This window comes from Amycolatopsis sp. WAC 04197, from assembly GCF_003947475.1.
GTDB classification, from domain to species: domain Bacteria; phylum Actinomycetota; class Actinomycetes; order Mycobacteriales; family Pseudonocardiaceae; genus Amycolatopsis; species Amycolatopsis japonica.
Genome location: NZ_QHJK01000002.1, coordinates 1,020,417 through 1,034,627 on the forward strand (window position 1 = coordinate 1,020,417; position 14,211 = coordinate 1,034,627).

Genomic DNA, 14,211 nt, shown 5'->3' on the forward strand with positions numbered 1-14,211 from the left:
GTAACTAGGCCGGGTCGGCGATGACGACCCGGTTCTCGGCGTAGCCGGTCTCCCCGCCGACCCAGCGGCCGCCGCAGGTGACGAGGACGATCCGATGTGGACCGGACTGGCCGAACAACTCGTCCGCCCGCTGTGGCAGCTCGTTCTTCTTCAGCGTGATCAGCTGGGAGACCTTGTACTGCCAGGACTTCCCGGCCTTGTCGACCACGGTGACGGCGCCGCCGATCCGCTCGGTCCACAGTTCCGCGAACGGACCCGTCGCGCCCTTCCAGTTCACGTGCCCGGCGAACACGCTCGCCCCGGTGGCCGAGCTCAGCTCGGCGCCCCACCAGGTCACTTCGCCGAGGTTCTCCGGCACCGGAAGCTCCGCGCCCGGCCCGAGTTCCTTGCGCACGAGTTTCGCCGCGCCGCCCGCGGGCAGCCTGATCGTCCCCGGGCCCTGCGGCTTCGGGGCTTCAGGCTCCTTCGACGACGACGGCGGCGGAGCGGACGTCGGGGTCGTGGGGACGATGTCCGGCGGAGGCGGGACCTCCTGTTGTGCGGGCGCGGCGGGGGCGCCACCCGCGACGGTGACGGAGACGGGCTGAGCCGTCCCCGTCACCACGGTCGTCGGCGGCCAGATGAGCAGGGCCGCGACGAGGTCCGCGCACAGGACCGTGACCGCTCCCAGCGCGAACCCGCGTCGTACTGACATTCCTGAACCCTCTTAGCGTCGCGAAGACCGCCGCGCGGCCACGCCCACCATCACGGAACCGAGCAGCGCGAGCGCGCCGACGCCGAGGATGCCGGCGGTCGACGCCGTGTTCTCGACGGTGCCCTGCATCATCGCCACCGGCCGGTCACCGGCGGGGATGGTGCGCGGTACCTCGTTGGGCGTGTTGGCGACCTTGAGGGCCAGCGTCTCACCCGGTTTGAGCTCGCCGCAGGCGGACGGCGGATTCTTCGGGTCGAACGCGTTGGTGTAGCCCGGCGGCGCGCTGACCTCGACCACGCAGATCTCCTGCGGGGTCCGCAGGTTATCCACGGTGACCGTGCCGTTCTCGCCTTCGGTGGTGACGACGGCGGGTTTGCCGTCGGCGCCGTTGAGCGGCTTGCCGTCGTGGCCGACGGCGGCGGTGGACTTGTCCTTGGCGGTGATCCGCAGCGCGGCGCCCGCGATGCCCTTGCCGGTCTTCGCGTCGACCTTGGTCACCTGGACCTTGCCCGGCTTCGCGACGACCGCGACCCCCTGGGCCTTCAGTTCCTTCTCGCCGCCGGTCGACACGACCTTCTGCACCCCGGTCTCGACGGGGAACTGCACGTACGGCCGGTCCGCAGGGGCGGACAGCGAGCTGGCCAGCTTCGGCTGGTCACCGGTCGGCGTCACCTTGACCGTCACGGTGCCGTCCTCGCCGGTCTTCACCGTGGTGGCCTTCTCGGCCTTGGCGTTCGAGGTCGACGCGGGCTTCGTGCTCTCGCCGCCGCCGATCGTCGCGTTCGACGGCGTGAGCTGCACGGGCACACCGGAGACGCCCTTGCCCTTGGCGTTCTTGACGCTGATCGTCCACTCGCCCGCGGTGCCGATGTGCTGGTCTTCCTTCGGCGGCGCGATCGCGGTGGTCCACGGGCCGCGGTTGGCTTCGGCGTCCTTGGTCAGCTTCTCGACGGCCGTCGCGGCGTCGGGCTTTTGCTTCTTCAGCTTGGCGAATTGGCCCTCGACGTCGTAGCCGATCTCGTCCGGGCCGCGGGTCGGGTCGAGATCCGCATTGGTGCGCGGCTTCGACGTCCACGAGTGCAGCAGGTGCGCGAGCGCCGCCGCTTCGGCGTTGTCCTGGGTGCCGCCGTAGCGCAGCAGCAGGTAGGAGATGTTGGCCGCGATGTCGTCGGGCAGCTTCTGCTTCCACTTGTCGAGCAGTTCGTCCCCGGGTTTGTACTGCTCGCCGGTGTCCGGCGCCTTGAGCTGGTAGCTCACGCAGAACACGTGTTTGCCGTTGACGACGTAGGAGCCGAGCCAGTCCCGGTCCCTGGGCTTGCCGCTGACCGTCTGGCCGGGCGTGACCTGGTAGCCGACGCCCTCCTTCTTCTCGGCCGAAGCCGGTGGCGCTGCGACGGTGGCGGACAAGGCGCCTAGCAGGCACGTCGCGATCAGGCTGGTCAAGGCGCGCGAACGCACGCTCGGGCGTGTGGTCCACCCCATGGTGTGTTGACTCCTTTGGCCGTGCTCTGCCGTCGACGCCTGTACGTCGACGCAGGTCACACGATCGATAGGTTCCCCGACACGCCTTCGGTGATTATCCGAACACGCAACGTGGAGAGTGTCCTGTGAGCAGCGCTTTTGGCAATAGGGCATCAGGTGGGGTATCGGTGAACGGTCGGTGATCTCCGCCGCATACGGTGTGGGGGATGGGCGTCGCGCCGATTGTGAGTAAAGTCGTCTTTACTTCGACGGGAACCGGGCGGCCCACGCGGTCGTTGAACCCGATGCAGGTGCCAGTAGATCCAGGAGGATCAGGTGCGATCCAGTAGCAACCCGGCGTTCCGGAACCTGCCGCGTGGCGCGGCTCAGTACGGACCCAACGTAGGCTTCAACCAACCCCAGGGCGGCGTGCCCGGCTACGGCCCTCCGCAGACCTCCGCCGGCGCCGACGACCGTCCGATGACCGTCGACGACGTCGTCATCAAGACGGCGCTGAGCCTCGGCACCGCGCTGGTGACCGGTGTGCTCACCGCGATCTGGGCGCTCAGCCAGCTGCCCACGGACGCCGCGGGCCGGATCACCGGTATCAGCGGCGGCGTGATCGGCGCCCTCGTCGGCGGCATGATCGTCGGCCTCGTGATCTCGCTCGTGATCATCTTCAAGCAGAAGCCGAGCGGCCCGCTCACGCTGGCGTACTCGGCGGCCGAGGGTGTCTTCCTCGGTGCGATCAGCGGCCTTTTCGAGGCGCTGTACCCCGGTATCGCGCTGCAGGCGATCATCGGTACCGCGGGTGTCTTCGTCGCGATGCTGGTCGTCTACAAGACCGGCGCGGTCAAGGTCACCCCGAAGCTGACGAAGTGGATCATCGGCGCCGTCGTCGGTGTCGCGATCCTGATGCTGGTCAACCTCATCACCAGCTTCTTCGGCTTCAACCCGCTGCGTGACGGCGGGCCGATCGCGATCATCTTCAGCCTCGTGGTGATCGGTGTCGCGGCGTTCAGCTTCCTGCTCGACTTCGACCAGGCCGACCGGATGATCCGCGAAGGCATGCCGTCGAAGTGGGCGTGGTTCGCCGCCTTCGGCCTCATGACCACGCTGGTCTGGCTGTACCTCGAGATCCTGCGGCTGCTGTCGTACTTCCAAAACGACTGACGCGGATTCTCCGCGAAAGGGCGCTCCGAGCGATCGGGGCGCCCTTTTCCGTGGCGGCGAATACCCTGCTGGCATGACCGAACACAGGCGTTCCAAGTGGTTCTGGCTGGGCATCCTGCTGCCGGTCGCGATCGTGGTGCTCAGCGCGTCTTCGTGGATCATCGGTTATCTCTCCAACACGGACGACGTCCGGGTGGGCGACTGCTACGCGGTCACCACCTTCGGCGACGTCGACGAGGATCCGGCCAAGGCGGACTGCGGCTCCGTCGAGGCCAACGCGAAGGCCGGGGCGAAGACCGACGCCGGCGGCGCGTGCCCGGCGGGCGAATACGACCAGCTCACCGTCGACAAGACGTTCGCCTCGTACCGGCTCTGCATGATGATCAACGCGAAGCAGGGCGACTGCCTCGAGAACTTCCTCGCCGACAGCGTAGCCTATCAGAAGGTTCCTTGTTCGGACCGTGCGAAGGACGCCGAGGTCCTGAAGGTGGTCGATGGTGTCGCGACCTGTGACGACACGGAAGCCACCCATCTCAAGAGCTACTCGACGCCGCCGTCGACGGTCTGCGTGAAGAGCCTCAAATAGCGACCTCCACCAGGGGCTTTCACTCTTTCGGGGGGCTGGATGGTGGCCTTGATCACGGTAAGTGTTTGATACCGAGGTTCTCATTCCTCTTCACACCTGTGAGGTTTCTCGGTGACCACTTCCCAGCCGGCCCCTGGGGGCCAAATGCCGGTGGGACAGCCCGACGTCTTCGGTCAGCCGTCTGCACCCAAGAAGTCCAAGCTCACCTGGCTGAGATTCGCCATCCCGGTACTCGTCGTCGTGATCGGCGGCGGCCTGTTCCTCTTCAACCACTTCACCGGGACGGGCAGCGCCCAGGCGGGCGACTGCCTCAGCGTGACCGAATTCTCCCGGACGGCCGACGACCCGAAGCAGATCGACTGCGGCGCGCCGGAGGCGAACGTCAAGGTCGCCGCCCGCGTGGGCGGCGGCGAGTCCTGCCCGGAGGGCGGCTACGACAGCGTCTCGATGTCCGGCCGGATCTCGTACAAGCTGTGCCTCATGCCCAACGTCAAACAGGGCGACTGCCTCAAGGGCTACGTCTCGCAGACCGCCGGCTACCAGAAGGTGTCCTGCACCGACCCCGCCAAGGACGCGGAACTGGTGAAGATCGCCAACGTTTCGGACGAGGCGTCCTGCGAGGGCACCGAAGCCAAGCGAGTGGCGACGTACTCGACGCCGCCGACCACGTTCTGCATCAAGACGGCGGAGTAGACCTAAGCGCGTGAAGGCCCCCTTCCCTCGGCTCAGTCGAGGGAAGGGGGCCTTCACGCGTGCCGGGGGAGCAAGGGACCTTTGCTACCACCCCGCCATCCGGCCGCGTCGGAGCCGCCGTTCGTCGCACAGTGTGGGACGGGCTGCGATCGGACGGTCACCGGTCCTAACGTTGCTCGTCCCCCACCCCGCCGATCGATCAGGAGTCCTGGTGGCGACGACGGAAACCCAAGCCGGTGAGAAGAAACTCCTCGACTTCCCGACCTCTTGCGCCGCCCCGGTCCCGCAACCGGAGGAACCGGTCAAGGTCGTGCCGCTGGCGGTCGCGGGCGCCCTCGCGGTCGGGCTGACCTGGTACGTCTGGGCCGCGCACGGCGCGAAGTTCGGCGTGCTGCTCATCCTCGGCCTCCTGCTCGGCCTCGCGCTCTTCCACTCCCGGTTCGGATTCACTTCGGCCTGGCGGCAGCTGATCGCGGTCGGGAACGGCCAGGGCCTGCGGGCGCACACGCTGCTGCTCGGCACGGCCGCGACGTTGATCGCGCTGATCGTCGGCACCGGCTCCGGGCTCTTCGGCAGCACTCCGAAACCGACCGCGGGAGGGCTGGGGCTCGCGCTGTTCGTCGGCGCGACGATCTTCGCCATCGGCATGCAGCTGGGCGGTGCGTGCGCGTCGGGAACGTTGTTCGCCGTCGGCTCCGGGCAGTCGACGATCGTGCTCACCCTCGGCGGGTTCATCACCGGATCGGTCCTCTACACGTGGGCGTATCCGCTGCTGTCGGGCTGGCCCGAGTTCAAGGGTGTCCTGCTCGCCGACCACGTCGGCTGGTTCGGTTCGTGGGTGATCACCGTCGCCGTCCTCGCCGCGATCGTGCTGGGGACCCGGTTCGTGCAGAAGCGCCGCAACCCGCCGCCGGTCGACGTCGTCCCGACCGCGCGCGGATTCGCCCGGATCTACCGCGGCTCCTGGCCGATCCTCGTCGGCGCCGTCGTCCTCGGTGTGCTGGCGGGCGCGGTCTTCCTGGTCTCCGGCGGGATCTGGGGTGTCACGAGCGCGTTCAGCCTGTGGGGCGCCAAGATCCTGCAGGTGTTCGGCCTGCACCCCGAGACCTGGGAGTTCTGGCGGATCAAGGCGAACGCGGCTTCGCTGGCGGGGCCGATCTGGAAGGACAAGAACAGCCTCACCGACATCGGCATCATGATCGGCGCGGGCGTCGCGGCCGCGGCGGCGGGCGCGTGGAAGATCCACAGCTCGATCCCGTGGCGGACCGCCGTGGCCGCGGTGCTCGGCGGGGTCCTGATGGGCGTCGGCGCGCGGATGGCGGGCGGCTGCAACATCGGCGCCTACCTCGGCGGTATCTCGGTCGGCAGCCTCCACGGCTGGCTGTGGGGCGTCTTCGCGCTCGGCGGCACCTGGATCGGGCTCAAGCTGCGGCCGCTGTTCGGGCTCGGCAATCCGGCTCCGACCGACAGCGTCTGCTGATCACTCTTCGTCACGCCCTGTACGCGGGTCTGCCCTTTCGGCCCGCATACAGGGAAAAAGTTGGCAGGTAAAACCCGTGTTCGGCTACCCTCGGCTACATACCTGAGCTTGCGCCCTCAGGCACAAGCTCGGTTGGGGAAGGCCCGGCGCTTCGCCGGGCGTCGATCTCGTAGTCGCGACCACGGGGGTTGTCGCGTCCACTCAGTACCAGGGGACGGACCTTTCATGTCAACGCAAAGCCCGGCCGCACCGGGCGGCGACAAACTCGACGCCGGCGTGCTCAAGGTCGCCGGCGTCGTCATCCTCGGCGCGATCATGGCGATCCTCGACACGACGGTCGTCAACGTCGCGCTCCAGAAACTGACCATCGAGTTCCAGACCTCGTTCGACACCATCCAGTGGATCGCGACCGGCTACATGCTCGCCCTGGCGACGGTCATCCCGATCACCGGCTGGGCTTCGGACCGGTTCGGCACCAAACGGCTCTACATGACCGCGATCGGGCTGTTCCTGATCGGTTCGATGCTCGCCGGGATGGCCTGGAACGTCGAATCGCTCATCATCTTCCGGGTCCTGCAGGGGTTCGGCGGCGGCATGCTGATGCCGGCCGGCATGACGATCCTGACCAGGGCCGCCGGTCCGCACCGGATCGGGCGGGTGATGGGTGTGCTCGGGGTGCCGATGCTGCTCGGCCCGATCGGCGGCCCGATCCTCGGCGGCTGGCTGGTCGACGCGGTGAGCTGGCGCTGGATCTTCTACATCAACGTGCCGATCGGCCTGATCACCATGGCGATGGCCTGGCGCCTGCTGCCGAAGGACCGGCCGGAACCCAGTGAGCGGTTCGACTTCGTCGGCATGCTGATGGTCTCGCCGGGCCTGGCGGCGCTGATCTTCGGTGTTTCGAACATCCCGGCGGCGGGCGGTGTCGGCGCGGTGGACGTCTGGCTGCCCGCGCTGGCCGGGGTCGCGCTGCTGGTGGCGTTCGTGTTCCGGGCGAACCGGGTCACGAACCCGCTGCTCGACCTGAAGCTGTTCAAGAACCGGTCGTTCTCCGTCGCCATGGTGACGATGACCTTCTTCTGTGTCGCGTTCTTCGGCGCGATGCTGCTCCTGCCGACGTATTTCGTGCTGGCGCGCGGGGAATCGGCGATGAACGCCGGCCTGCTGCTCGCCCCGCAGGGTGTCGGCGCGATGCTGACCATGCCGATCGCGGGCCGGTTCGCGGACAAGATCGGCGCGCGGAAGATCGTGCTGCCCGGTCTCGTGCTGATGCTCGCCGGGTTGATCGCCTTCACCCAGATCACCGCGGCGACGCCGTACTGGCTGCTGCTTTCGGCGCTGTTCGTGATGGGGCTCGGCATGGGCGCGACGATGATGCCGATCACCTCGGCCGCGTTGCAGACGCTCAAATCGCAGGACATGGCGAAGGCGTCGACGGCGACGAACATCCTGCAGCAGACCGCCGGGGCGATCGGTTCGGCCGTGCTGTCGATCATCCTGGCGGCGCTGCTCGCCGGGAAGTTCGGCGTGCCGACCGCGCAGGGGCAGCTGGCCGCGACGGCCGCGGTGATGAACCCGGCGACGCGCGAAGCGGCTTCGGGGCTGACCGCGGACGCGTTCTCGACGACGTTCCTGTGGTCGATGATCCTGCTCGCGCTGTGCCTGATCCCGGCGGCGTTCCTGCCGAAGACCAGGCCCGCCGTGCCGGAGGGCGCGGCCGACGGTGAGATCGCAGCGGCACCGCCGGTCATGACCCACTAGGGCACGAAAAAGAGAGCAAGGGACCTTTGCTACCGCCTACTTAGTCACGCTAAGCGAGTGGTAGCAAAGGTCCCTTGCTCTCTTTTCGCAGGTCAGCGGGTCAGGAGAGGCGCTCCAGCACCATCGCCATACCCTGGCCGCCACCGACGCACATCGTCTCGAGGCCGAACTGCTTGTCGTGGTGCCGCAGCGAGTTGATCAGCGTCGAGGTGATCCGCGCGCCGGTCATGCCGAACGGGTGGCCGACGGCGATCGCGCCGCCGTTGACGTTCAGCCGGTCCAGGTCGATCCCGAGGTCCTTGTACGACGGGATGACCTGCGCGGCGAACGCCTCGTTGATCTCGACGAGGTCGATGTCGCCGATGGACATCCCGGCACGCTCGAGCGCCCGCTTCGACGCCTCGACCGGGCCGTAGCCCATGATCTCCGGCGACAGCCCCGAAACACCGGTCGAAACGACGCGGGCGAGCGGCGTGAGGCCGAGTTCCTTCGCCTTGGTGTCGGACATGATGATCACCGCGGCGGCGCCGTCGTTGAGCGGGCAGCAGTTGCCCGCGGTGATCCGGCCGTCGGGGCGGAAGACCGGCTTGAGGCCGGAGACGCCTTCGAGGGTGACTCCGGCGCGCGGGCCGTCGTCCTTCGAGACCACCGTGCCGTCCGGGAGGGTCACCGGGGTGATGTCGTTGGCCCAGAAGCCGTCGGCGATGGCCTTCTCGGCGAGGTTCTGCGAGCGGACGCCGAACTCGTCCATCTCCTCACGCGAAACGTTCTTCAGCCGCGCCAGATTCTCGGCGGTCTGGCCCATCGCGATGTAGACGTCCGGCAGGGCACCGTTCTCGCGCGGGTCGGTCCAGCTGTCGGCGCCCTCGGCCGCCACCTGCGCGGTGCGGGCCTCGGCGTCGGCGAACAGCGGGTTGTGCGTGTTCGGCCAGGAGTCCGAGCTGCCGTTGGCGAAGCGGGAAACCGTCTCGACGCCGGCGGAGATGAACACGTCGCCTTCGCCCGCCTTGATCGCGTGCAGCGCCATGCGGGTTGTCTGGAGGCTCGACGAGCAGTACCGCGTGATCGTGCAGCCGGGCAGGTGGTCGTAGCCGAGTTCGACGGCGACGGCCCGGCCCATGTTGAAGCCCTGCTCGCCGCCGGGGAGACCACAGCCCAGCATGAGGTCTTCGATCTGCGTCGGGTCGAGCTCGGGGACCTTGTCGAGCGCGGCGCGGACCATCTGCGCGGTGAGGTCGTCCGGACGGATGCTCACCAGCGATCCCTTGCCGGCGCGGCCGATCGGGGATCGGGCGGTGGAGACGATGACGGCTTCGGGCATGGAACGACACTCCCTTGTTCTCGATCCAGACGCGCTAAGCGGTTGCTCACCCCGCATCCTCCACCGGAGGGAGGTGCGGGTCAAAGGCGAACGCGACCCACGCCACTCTCCGAAAGTGCGGTTTTCACGCCGCCTGGTTGAGTGGACACATCACGACCTGCGGCGTTTAGGCTGTGGGAGTGGAATACGTCGAGCACATCGTGGACCTCGTGGGCAACACCCCTCTGGTCAAGCTGAACGCACTGGCCGAGGGGCTGCAGCCGCTCATCCTGGCCAAGGTCGAGTACGTCAACCCCGGCGGCAGCGTCAAGGACCGCATCGCGCTGCGGATGATCGAAGCCGCGGAGCGGTCCGGCGAACTGAAGCCCGGCGGCACCATCGTCGAGCCGACGTCCGGCAACACCGGCGTCGGGCTGGCCATGGTGGCGCAGCGCAAGGGGTACAAGTGCGTGTTCGTCTGCCCGGACAAGGTCAGCGAGGACAAGCGCAACGTGCTCAAGGCCTACGGTGCCCGCGTCGTGGTCTGCCCGACCGCGGTGGCGCCGGAGCACCCGGACTCCTACTACAACGTCTCCGACCGCCTCGTCCGTGAGATCGAAGGCGCCTGGAAGCCGAACCAGTACGCCAACCCCGAGAACCCCGCCAGCCACTACCACTCGACCGGCCCGGAGCTCTGGAGCCAGACCGAGGGCAAGATCACGCATTTCGTCGCGGGCGTCGGCACGGGCGGCACGATCTCGGGCACCGGCAAGTACCTCAAGGAGGTCAGCGACGGACGCGTCCAGGTCATCGGCGCCGACCCCGAAGGTTCGGTGTACTCCGGCGGGACCGGACGGCCGTATCTGGTCGAGGGCGTCGGCGAGGACTTCTGGCCGGACACCTACGACCGCGACATCGCCGACCGGATCATCGCGGTGTCGGACGCGGACTCCTTCGACATCACCCGCCGCCTCGCGCTCGAAGAGGGGCTGCTCGTCGGCGGTTCGTGCGGTATGGCCGTCGCCGCCGCGCTCAAGCTCGCCGAGGGGCTCGGCCCGGACGACGTCGTCGTCGTGCTCCTGCCGGACGGCGGCCGCGGCTACCTCACCAAGGTGTTCAACGACAGCTGGATGTCCTCCTACGGCTTCCTGCCGCCGGACTCCAGCGGCGCGACCGTCGGCGACGTCCTGATGAAGAAGAGCGGCTCGCTGCCGAGCCTCGTGCACAGTCACCCGAACGAGACCGTGGCCGAAGCGGTGGCGATCCTTTCGGAGTTCGGCGTCAGCCAGATGCCCGTGGTCAGCGCGGAGCCGCCGGTCATGGCGGCCGAAGTCGTGGGCGCGGTCAACGAGCGCGACCTGCTCGAAGCGCTCTTCACCGGCAAGGCACAGCTCGCCGACCGGCTCGAGCAGCACATGTCGCCCCCGCTGCCGACCATCGGCGCCGGTGAACAGGTGAGCGCGGCCATGAACGCGCTCTCGGGCGCCGACGGCGCGCTGGTGCTGGTCGACGGCAAACCGGCGGGGGTCGTCACCCGGCACGACCTGCTCGCGTTTCTCGCGGGACGGTAAAGAAGCATTTCATCGGATGGTCGGGCCGGGGCGTTACGAGCGGCCCGCCCGGCTATCCGATAGCGTGTCCGGTGAGTTGAACTTTTATGTCCTCGTCAAGGGGGTTCAAGACCCAAATGAGTGCTCCGCAGCCACCGAATCAGCCTTGGGGTGGCGCCCAGCCACCGCAGGGACCCCCGAGTGGCCCTCAGCCGCAGCAAGACAACCCGTTCGGTTCCCCGGAACCGACCCAGGTGGTGCAGCCCGGGCAGCCGGCCCAGCCCGACTACGGGCAGCCGCAGTACGGGCAGCAGCCTTCCCATGAGCAGCAGGGCGGCGGGTTCGGCGACACGCCGGAGCCCACGCAGGTCGTGCAGCCGGTCCAGCCGGGTTCCGGCGACGCGAACGCGACCCAGGTCGTGCAGCCGGTGAGCGGCGGCGGCGAAAGCCCCACCGCCGAGTCCACCCAGCTCGTGCCGCCGGGTTCGCAGCCGCCCGCCATCCCGTACTCCCCGCCGCCGAGCGCGGCCGACAACCCGGCCGCCGGTGCCTACGGCGCCCAGGGTGGCGGCTTCGGCCAGCAGCAGGGCTTCGGCCAGCCCCAGCAGGGCGGGTTCGACCCGGCGCAGGGCCAGCAGCAGCCCGGTTTCGGCCAGCCGCAGCAGGGCTTCGGCGGACCGCCGCAGGGCGGCTTCGGCCAGCAGCCCGGTTTCGGCGGGCCGCCGCCGGGTTACAGCCCCGCCGCGGCGGGCGGGGGCGGTGGCAACCAGATGTTCGGGCTCATCGCCGGCGGCGTCGTGGCGTTGCTCGGCCTGATCGCCCTGATCGTCTCGTTCGTCTACTTCGGTGACGCCAGCGACTACTCGAAGGTCTTCGACAGCGCTCCGAACCAGGAACAGATCGACAAGTTCCTCGACGAGGCGGGCCTGGTCGGCCCGGGCGCGATCTGGTTCTACGTGATCATGCTCCTGGTCGGTTCGCTCGCTTCGCTCGCCGGTGGTGTCGGGCTCGCCCTCGCGGGCAAGCTCCCCGGCACGGTGAAGAAGATCGCGCCGATCGTCGTCGCCGCCGGTGGCGCGCTGCTGGTGCTGTTCGGTGTCCTCCTGCTCAGCGGTTCGTCCCCGTCGTCGGACTTCCTGGACAAGCTGCCGCCGTCCGCCAGGGACAGCGCCGGTATCGGCGGTGGCCTGCTGCACCTGCTCCTCGGCATCGTGATCCTGATCGTCGGTGTGCTGGGCCTGATCCCGGCGACCGCGCAGTTCGTCGGCCTCGGTGGCGGCGGTTCGGTGCTGGGTGCCCCGCAGGGTGGTCAGCCCGGTGGTTTCGGCGGTCCGCCGCAGGGTGGCTTCGGCCAGCCGGGGCAGCCCGGACAGTTCGGCCAGTCGCAGCCGGGTGGCTTCGGCCAGCCCGGACAGCCCGGTCCGTCTTCGGGTGGTTTCCCGCAGCAGGGTCAGCCCGGTGGTTTCGGGCAGCAGCCCGGCCAGCAGGGTCCGCCCAGCGGCGGGTTCGCCCAGCCCGGTCAGCCGCCGCAGGGTGGTTTCGGCCAGGCTCCGCAGCAGCCCGGCGGTTTCGGGCAGCAGCCCGGACAGCAGGGTCCGCCGAGCGGCGGTTTCGGCCAGCCGGGCCAGCCCGGTCAGCCCCCGCAGCAGTGGTGATTCGCCGCCACTGAACGGTTTCGTACGGAGCACCCCCGGCCCGTGGCCGGGGGTGTTCCGTTTTGGCCGGGGTATGCCGATTCGCCTGCCAGGGCCGGTGCCCGCGGACTAGGGTGAGCGCGGTCAACCCACACCTGGCCCGACGGGAGCGACGTGACCGGTCCGTACGGATATCCCGCCCAGCAGCCCGGACCGCCAGGTTTCGGGTATCCCGCACCGCAGGCCAAGCCGTCCGGGGCGACGGCGATCATCGCCGCGGTGCTCGGTCTCGTCGGGGCGCTCGCGTCCGGTTTCATCCCGATCCGCTACTTCATCGAGCTCCCGTCGGGGTTCAGCCTCTCGAACCTGCCCGGTTTCGCGCTCGTCGAGCTGGTGCTGTACCTGGTCGCCGCGCTGTTCCTGCTGATGGGCGCGCTGACGACGTTCTTCCGTTCGCTGATCGGCGCCATCCTGCTGATCCTCGGCTCGCTGCTCGCCATCCTGGCCGTCGTGCTGGAGCCGATCGCGTTCCGCGTGCCGTACCGGATCCATCTCGACATCCTGCTCCGGTTCGCCACCTTCGACGGTGTCCTCCGGCTGGCCATGGTCGTGTTCGGCCTGGTGGCGCTGCTGCTGGCGGTGCTCCCGCCGACGTTCAGGTACCTGCGCTGGCGGCCCGCCCCGGTGCAGCCGTACCGACCGCAGAATCAGTTTCCCCAGCAGGGCGGATGGTGAGATCCTGAGCCGTCCGGCTCGGCTTGGGGGAGTTCGATGGGTCAGAACCAGTCTTCGGGGACCGCGATCGGCGCGGCCGTCCTCGCCATCCTGTGCGGCATGCGGTACTTGTCCGAGGCGGGCACCTTCGTCGGGCAGCTCGCCTTTCTCGGGCCGGCTCCCCAGTACTTCGCCGGAACGGCGTGGAACGGGGTGCTGACGGCGACCCTGTTCGTGGGCGGCGTCCTGTTGCTGCTGCGCAGGACACTCGGCCGCACCCTGGTCGTCGCCGGGACGGCGCTCGCGATGGTGGCGACGTTGCTCGCGAACGGCGCGGTCCGCGCGTACTTCTTCGCCGAAGTGGACGGAGAGCCGCTGGTGACGGGTGAGGTGGTCGCGTTCCTCCTGTTCGTGATGACCTTCGCCGCGCTGGTGCTGTCGGTGCTCAGGCCGACTTCGGACTGGCTGGAGGGGCGGCGGCGTGACGACGAAGAGCCGTCGAAGCAGGATCGACTTCCCGGCTGGTAGCCCGGGGTGGAACGAAGATTCGGCAAAGGGGAGAAATGACTTTCCAGCACTACCCGCCACAGGGCGGCTATCCGGCACCCGGTGCCTATCCGCCCCCGGGCATGGCGAGGCAACCGAGCGGGGCGACCGGGATCATCGCCGGGGTCCTGGCGATCCTCGGCGGGCTCTGGTTCCTCGCCGGGGTCGTGTCCCATGTCGTCGAGCTTTCGCATTACGTCATTTCGTTCCTCGTGGTGGGGGCGGTGCTGGACTTCGTCAGCGCGGCTCTCCTGCTGGGCGGCGGGATCCTGCTGCTCGTACGCAAACGCGCCGGACGGGTACTCACCGTGATCGGGTCCGCGGGCGCGATCGGCTTCGTGGTGCTGACCTTCCTGTTCCGGGCGATCGGCTCGAGTTTCTACTTCTCGTACGGCGGCGTGATGCTGCATTTCGGCTTCGGCTGGCTTCTCTTCGTGGTGCTGATCCCGGCGATCGTGACCCTCGTGCTGGCGCTGATCCCGCCGACGGGACGCTGGCTGGCGGCCAAGGACACGGCCGCGCAGCCGCAGAACTTCGGGTATCCGCCGCAGCCCGGGTACCCGCCGGGTCCTGGCGCCCAGCAGCAGGGACAACCACCCGCGCAGTGGTGAGTTCAATC

Annotated in this window: 13 protein-coding genes; 10 read left to right on the forward strand and 3 right to left on the reverse strand. The window is 68.7% G+C overall.

Going from position 1 to position 14,211, the window contains the following annotated elements; genetic code table 11:
* Positions 1-4: 4 nt before the first annotated feature.
* Entirely contained in the window at positions 5-694 is a 690-nt protein-coding gene (locus DMC64_RS12190) for a class F sortase (RefSeq protein ID WP_125733545.1), read from the reverse strand.
* A 12-nt stretch (positions 695-706) separates the two neighbouring features.
* A complete protein-coding gene (locus tag DMC64_RS12195) occupies positions 707-2,176 on the reverse strand; it encodes a SpaA isopeptide-forming pilin-related protein (RefSeq protein ID WP_125733546.1) in 1,470 nt (489 codons plus the stop codon).
* A 315-nt stretch (positions 2,177-2,491) separates the two neighbouring features.
* Between DMC64_RS12195 and DMC64_RS12200 the strand changes: the two genes are divergently transcribed.
* From DMC64_RS12200 to DMC64_RS12220, 5 genes are all read left to right on the forward strand, one after another.
* The gene (locus DMC64_RS12200; RefSeq protein WP_038508335.1) at positions 2,492-3,328 is read left to right on the forward strand and encodes a Bax inhibitor-1/YccA family protein; all 837 of its coding nucleotides are present in this window, start codon (positions 2,492-2,494) and stop codon (positions 3,326-3,328) included.
* A 73-nt stretch (positions 3,329-3,401) separates the two neighbouring features.
* Positions 3,402-3,914, forward strand: a complete 513-nt coding sequence (locus tag DMC64_RS12205; protein WP_125733547.1) for a hypothetical protein — start codon at positions 3,402-3,404, stop codon at positions 3,912-3,914.
* A 111-nt stretch (positions 3,915-4,025) separates the two neighbouring features.
* On the forward strand, positions 4,026-4,607 hold the full coding sequence (locus tag DMC64_RS12210) for a hypothetical protein (RefSeq protein WP_233629629.1): 582 nt from the start codon (positions 4,026-4,028) through the stop codon (positions 4,605-4,607).
* Between the two features lie 211 nt (positions 4,608-4,818).
* Positions 4,819-6,087, forward strand: coding sequence for a YeeE/YedE family protein (locus tag DMC64_RS12215; RefSeq protein WP_125733548.1), 1,269 nt, complete (start codon positions 4,819-4,821; stop codon positions 6,085-6,087).
* 225 nt (positions 6,088-6,312) lie between these two features.
* Entirely contained in the window at positions 6,313-7,848 is a 1,536-nt protein-coding gene (locus DMC64_RS12220) for a DHA2 family efflux MFS transporter permease subunit (protein WP_125733549.1), read from the forward strand.
* Positions 7,849-7,948: 100 nt separating this feature from the next.
* Here DMC64_RS12220 and DMC64_RS12225 read toward each other — a convergent pair whose 3' ends face one another.
* Positions 7,949-9,169, reverse strand: a complete 1,221-nt coding sequence (locus DMC64_RS12225) for an acetyl-CoA C-acetyltransferase (protein WP_037340795.1) — start codon at positions 9,167-9,169, stop codon at positions 7,949-7,951.
* A gap of 179 nt (positions 9,170-9,348) precedes the next feature.
* Between DMC64_RS12225 and DMC64_RS12230 the strand changes: the two genes are divergently transcribed.
* From DMC64_RS12230 to DMC64_RS12250, 5 genes are all read left to right on the forward strand, one after another.
* Entirely contained in the window at positions 9,349-10,719 is a 1,371-nt protein-coding gene (locus DMC64_RS12230) for a cystathionine beta-synthase (RefSeq protein ID WP_125733550.1), read from the forward strand.
* 233 nt (positions 10,720-10,952) lie between these two features.
* On the forward strand, positions 10,953-12,353 hold the full coding sequence (locus DMC64_RS12235; protein WP_125733551.1) for a hypothetical protein: 1,401 nt from the start codon (positions 10,953-10,955) through the stop codon (positions 12,351-12,353).
* Positions 12,354-12,506: 153 nt separating this feature from the next.
* Positions 12,507-13,067, forward strand: a complete 561-nt coding sequence (locus tag DMC64_RS12240; protein ID WP_125733552.1) for a hypothetical protein — start codon at positions 12,507-12,509, stop codon at positions 13,065-13,067.
* A 36-nt stretch (positions 13,068-13,103) separates the two neighbouring features.
* Positions 13,104-13,574 (forward strand): hypothetical protein, encoded by a 471-nt coding sequence (locus DMC64_RS12245; protein ID WP_125733553.1) that lies wholly within the window; start codon positions 13,104-13,106, stop codon positions 13,572-13,574.
* Positions 13,575-13,609: 35 nt separating this feature from the next.
* On the forward strand, positions 13,610-14,203 hold the full coding sequence (locus DMC64_RS12250; RefSeq protein WP_125733554.1) for a hypothetical protein: 594 nt from the start codon (positions 13,610-13,612) through the stop codon (positions 14,201-14,203).
* The last annotated feature ends 8 nt before the right edge of the window (positions 14,204-14,211 follow it).